The following is a 6,201-nucleotide window of genomic DNA, read 5'->3' on the forward strand; positions in this document are numbered from 1 at the left end:
TCTTAATACTGATCCATTAGTTAGAGCTGTTGAAAAAGCTGTTAACTCAGGATTAACTGTAATAGTAGCTGCAGGTAATAGTGGACCAGGATCTCAAACTATATTATCTCCTGGAAATAGTTCTTCTGTTATAACAGTTGGTGCTGTTGATGATAAAAGAACTCCTAGTACAGCTGATGATAGTATAGCTCCTTTTTCAAGTAGAGGACCAACCAGAGAAGGTCTGAGAAAGCCTGATGTTGTAGCTCCAGGTGTAAATATCATGTCTTTATCTAATTCTAAGTTAGATGGATACGCTTCCTTAAGTGGAACATCTATGGCTACTCCTGTAGTATCAGGTTCAGCTGCTTTAATATTAAGTAAAGATAATGGCTTAGGGCCATCAGAACTAAAGTCAAAATTAGTAAATTCCTGTACGGACTTAAAAGATAAAAAGGACAATCAAGGAGCAGGTATAATATGTCTAAAAAAAGTTTTTGAAGATTCATCAAAAAATAAAAAGCCATCTGGACCTTCTAAACCTTCTAAACCCTATCGTCCCACCCCTAATGAAGAACAGGAGGAGAAGAAGGTAGCTAATCAGGGTTTTGGTGGTGAATTTATCGTTATATTACTCTTTGTACTTCTTATATTAATAAGAATTGTATAAAAAATAGCCCACATTTAGTGGTACTCTTATAAGACTAGTTAGAAAAAATAAAGATTTATAGATATTATCAAACAGTTATGTAACAAAAACTGAATTAGTACAGAAAAACGAGGTATTACTCTCAAAAGTAATCCCTCGTTTTTCTGTATCAAAATCATTCTACAATTTTTAGGTTTAATCTGTACTTCAACTAACACCTAATTTCTTTATAAACCAGCAAAGTATTTCAAAATTACTATTCATACGCGAAATGGGATCAGTCACTATGCCATAGAAAACTTGTACAAAAATTTTTGATAAAAATATCTAACCGTTAGAGTATGTGTTTTTTCTCGCAGTACTTCAAACTCCACTTTGACTATTTTATACTTCATTAACACATTTGAAAAGCATCTTTTCTAGAGTACGCCAATTCCGTTCAGTAGGAATAGTACGCATTAATAAAAATGGCTTTCCTCCACAATTAATATAGTAATTTGAAATCACTAAATCTACCTGCTCAATATCCTTTTCATAATCAAAAAAATACATATTATAGGCTTTTCCAAAGAACTGAATAATCTTGTGTTTTAACCACAAACGATATGAGTGGTGCACATCACTTAGTAAAAGAATCTTAATTTCTTTTGTTTCTGGAACTAACAAGTCATAGTAATCCAAAATGAAATAGTAATTTAGTACTAGTTGTTCCCAATTCTCAAAAATCTGTTTTGTTTCTTTTGATGCTTTCTCCTCTAAATAGGATCTTAATTCTAAAATAGTTTGATAAATTTCATTGTTTGAACGATGAATATCTTTGCTAAATAAACGATTAAAAAAAATATCTGTATTTCCATAAAATTGCCGTGCCCGTTCATGAAATGCAACAAAATTAAAAATCAGTTCTGGATCATTCAAATCAAGTTCATAATCAAAAAGTAATTTGACTCCTGCAGCAAAATAGCAAACCGATTGAAAACTTACACTATTATTCATTTCGTGAATCATCGCATGTTCATTTTCATATTTTGGATTGCCGTCAATAATTCCATAAGAATAAATAATTTGATAAAGATAAAGTAATTCCTCATAAGGCAATTCCCGATAATCAGATAGTGAGAGTTGTTTACAGCTTTGATTCCATTTTTCTAATAAAGAAAAATATTGATCCATTGTAATAACTTCTTCCCATTCTTTATCTACTTCTGCAGGAAAACCACTAATATGCCTCCATCGAATGATTGCCAACCAAAACTCAAATATTTTACGTTGAGTTGGATTGAATGTAATTTTGTATATTTCCTCAAAACAATCTAGTTGTTTGGAAATGCTTGATTTTTCAATTTCGAAAGGCCAGCAATTATTTACATAACTCTGCCAATAAAAATAGTAATAAAAAGAGCGAATAGCTGACTCAGGAGCGATAAGTTTCAATGCATAGGGTTGAAACTTTATCTTAAATCGTTGAAAAAATGGTATAAGTAGCTTTCCATATCGATAAACAGTAGATATACTTGTAAACTGACATCTTGCAAAATCTTCTAGTCTGTGTTGAGGATAAATAAACATATGATTAATCAATCGAAAATTATACGATTTTTTATAATAGTGAAGATATACGTTATATATTGGAAAGTTTTCTGTTTTTTTTAATAGAATTGATTGATTATTATCATAAAATAAAGTAATTTCCCCTTTGAAATTTTTGAATACTTTTTCAAATTCTTGTAAATACAATTTAATACTTTTCTTAGATACTTGAAATTGTTTTGCTAATTCATCCAGTTTCCACCATTTCTTTCTCTCTAATAAAGTATATATCAACTGTATTTTTGTTTTATCTGATTTTGTCAGAAAAGTCTCCATTTTTTCCTCCATTCTTTATTTCAATTATCAATTTACCTAAAAAAACTAAAATAAAAAATTTTATCTCACCTAACTGGAGCCTTATATCCAAAATGATATCAGATAATCATCTGTTCTTTTTAACTGAAGAATGTATCTATTCGTAGAAAGATATTTCTCTAGTACAAAGATATCTAATAAATCTTCATCATAGAAATCTTATCTGGCTACTTTATATTGCTTCTTTCTTTTGCGATAGCACAGCTAAAACCATACATAAACAAATGTACTTATCATTAGCCTTAAGAAAACTATTATCCTTAGTAACGGCATTCAGAATCTGTGAGATAACTTAAAAATCTGTATTATATTCTAATAAAAAATATATTAAGTATCTCTATTATGAACCAATATTTCAACAGAATGTACTTTCTCTATAATCAATCAAAATTCCCCTATGATCAATAATCTCAGTCAAACCTATTCCATCACTTTTTGTGTAATAAATTATCGTAGTTTGATACATGATGTAAAACCTATTCATATATTTTACTAATTCATGAATAGCAATGAATTTATTGTTGACTGTTCACATTTAACCGGCCATATTCAAATCTTCTACTGACTTAATCTACATATCTATTTTTCCATAATGCATAATAAATATACTTTTAATATGTGATTAAACCTTATGCAGCAAACAATTCATCTCTTCCAAGATTGTTTTATTTACCTTACCGCTTTCTTTGTACTCCAGTAAAAATTGATCTAATAATAGACTCATTTCATATAACTATTACCCACTGTCATGGCTCTCACACTAATAACAATATTTGTTTTTTTTCAATTCAAAAGAAAATTTTTAAAGTTATTTTTTCTTTTAAACTATTTAGTAATTTAGGGTAACGTTCTAAGAAACTATAAAGGGTGAACGAAATGATACAAGAAAAACACAAAAGACTGGAACTTAAAAGCAGGAATTTCCGAATTTTAAACGACAAATAGTCAGATGTTAAAGAGAGCAAATTTCTCACTACACAACAGTGTCATCAAATTTTATGGTGATAGATCACTGCCATCGCTCCAGAATCAGGTTGAGATCTTTTAATACTAAACAAAGACAACATAAAATTATCAATCATCATATAGAAGTTAGGCAATAAACTCGCTTAATAAAAGAAAGAATATTGAGTCATACTAGGAGGTTTTTATTGTATAAGAGAAGAGTCTGAAACAGAAAAATCTAGTAAAAAAAGAAACCTTCCATTTATTGTTTTCTAGTTAAAAACGATAAATAGAAGGTTCCTTTTTATGATTAAATATAATAATAAATACTACATAACTGAAAGACACTGTTGGTGAATGCTATGCCATTATATGGTAAATTATTTAACCGATCACTAGAATAAATGTAATAGCTAGTACATTCCATTGGTTTAAATCAAGCTACTATTTATATGAAAGTCAATATTATAGTTTAAAAATTTGTTTGATATACTCAAGTTTAAAATTTTACAGAAATATTCAGCTGAGGACTATAGTAACTTAATGTTTAAATATGTCTTAACAAAAGCTATAGCTATCCATTGATTCACATATTTTTATTGCTTAATTATCCGGTGCTGACAGTAGAGTCCAATCAATACTTGCTTCATATACTTGATTGGTTTTTCCTTCACCACCAGGTAATTTTAGAGAAACCTCGCTAGGGTCCCAAACATTCGTTGATGTACCTTTTCCATAACCATTATCTGAACTAAAAATCGTCTTTCCTTCTCCTAATCCAATAGTAGCACTTTGACTATTTAGCCCTTTAATTGCAACATCTCCCAAAGAACTGTATACCTTACCTTTAGGGATTATCAATTCTGCTCCTCTTAATGCTCCTGATTCACTTTTGAAAGTTTCATTTAAACTTACTACAACCTTCCATCCCTCTGATTTATTCCTTTCATCAGAAATTTGGATCCATTGCTTAATTTTTTTTCCCTTTTGTCCGTATTTTTCAAGAGCATGAACTGTTCTACTTCCATAGGAAAATGGTATACTACCAAAATCAAAAGTGGATGGAACATAATCTATTCTTAGTAATCCCTGTTGGCCTGTGCCATTATTTTCGGTATCCTCTGCTTTCCCCCCGGGCTCTTCTGGATTAACTGGAGGTGTTGGACCGTAATCACCAATAGTTAATTCTATTTTTTTTAAAATATCCTCTGGTTGTTTTGTCAAATCTTTAGATAAGAACAATTCAACTACATAGTTTCCTGTCTCTTGTTTTATTTGATCAAAGTTACGGATTTCAACATATTTTCCTCCATCATGATATTTAAAATCTGATAGATACCACGCTTTTAATTTACTTTCACTTAAAATAAATTTTCTAAATTCTTCTCTAGACATAGATTTTACAGTGCTTAATTTAGCGCCAATATCAGTTGCACAGATTTCTCCAGCTGTAGCATGAACAACCAGTTCACTCTCAATTGGTTGACTCTTATTCCCATTATCATCTTCTAATACAATATAAACTTCATATACCCCTTCTTGTTTTAACATTGTCTTCAAATCATTAGTATTAGTATCACTCCACAAATAGTTTATCTTCTTATTGTTAGGATTGGTGTCATATTCATCTATGATAAACTTTGATAGTTCTGGAGCTATAGTATCTTTTAACGATGTTTCCACCTTCTGTCCATTACCTGAAGGAGGAGTTAAATCTATAACATGTGTCGAGTATTCAGCATATTTTCCTTCATTAAATGCAAAAGCAGAAATTTCGTCTCCTGCTATAAAGCTACGTGTAGGTGAAAGTGTATATTTAAAATGTCCTTTATCATCTGCTTTTACTGTAAAATTATCAGATATTGTTTTGGGGATATCTTCCCCGCGGACAGGACTTAGAATTTTATTGTCCTTTTCAGTAAATGACCCACCTGATAAACGAACATACGCATTCGGAATTGTTTCTCCTATTACAGTATAAGAATTCTCTTTTTTCGGATTATCACAAAGCGTATTAGTGATTTTTATATTAAAATCTGGTATACGTTCGAAAGTGATTCGTTGTGCTTTGGTCGAATTAAAGTGTTGCTTAAAATCATTAAGCGTTTCTTCATCTACTGATTGTGCTTTGATATTACCGACAGTTGTATGTGAATATGGAATTGTCATTCCAAATATTGGTGTCCAACTATGATTTGGTGATTCAGTCACATTCCCTTTATTCCATTGATATACACGTTGAACATCTATTTTCCATTCTCCTGAAGGCATCTGAATCAATGGCGAAGGACTAGTAGGATCCGTTAATTCTAAATCAATTTTCTTAGCATCTGAAAACTGGAACTTTGAGCCTACTCCCATGTAGATCAAACCATCATTGGGATCTGTCATATCACTCGTTATCTTAAAAGTAGCATTCTTTCCTACTTTAAATGTTCCTGCCCCAGTATTTCTAATCGCTGAACCGCTTGTAGGAGTAGTTCCTTTGACATCTAAATAAAAACTACCTCCATCATCTATAAGAAACTGGCTATTACCTTCCATATAAATTGGACTTCCAAGCCAACCATCGCCAACTTTGTCTTCCTGAATCTCAATATCTAGTACAGCATTCTTTTGTACAGATATCTTACTATTATTTTTCATAGAGATGGCACATGGACGATCTGCACGACCTGGCCCATTAATAATTTTCATATGACTATTTTCTCCTAGTATTAATG

3 protein-coding genes are annotated in these 6,201 nt (G+C 30.9%); 1 reads left to right on the forward strand and 2 read right to left on the reverse strand.

Translation table 11 applies throughout. From position 1 onward, the window contains the following. On the forward strand, window positions 1–649 hold a 649-nt coding region (locus tag CLPU_RS18145; RefSeq protein WP_157857749.1), incomplete at its 5' end, for a S8 family serine peptidase. Between the two features lie 363 nt (window positions 650–1,012). Here CLPU_RS18145 and CLPU_RS16000 read toward each other — a convergent pair. Both CLPU_RS16000 and CLPU_RS16005 read right to left on the reverse strand, forming a co-directional pair. Beyond that, entirely contained in the window at window positions 1,013–2,494 is a 1,482-nt protein-coding gene (locus tag CLPU_RS16000) for an AcpB/EbpR/MafR family transcriptional regulator (protein WP_050379070.1), read from the reverse strand. A 1,587-nt stretch (window positions 2,495–4,081) separates the two neighbouring features. Beyond that, window positions 4,082–6,175, reverse strand: a complete 2,094-nt coding sequence (locus tag CLPU_RS16005) for a WxL domain-containing protein (RefSeq protein ID WP_050379072.1) — start codon at window positions 6,173–6,175, stop codon at window positions 4,082–4,084. Window positions 6,176–6,201: the final 26 nt, after the last annotated feature.

Origin of the sequence: Gottschalkia purinilytica (genome assembly GCF_001190785.1) — a bacterium.
GTDB lineage: Bacteria > Bacillota > Clostridia > Tissierellales > Gottschalkiaceae > Gottschalkia_A > Gottschalkia_A purinilytica.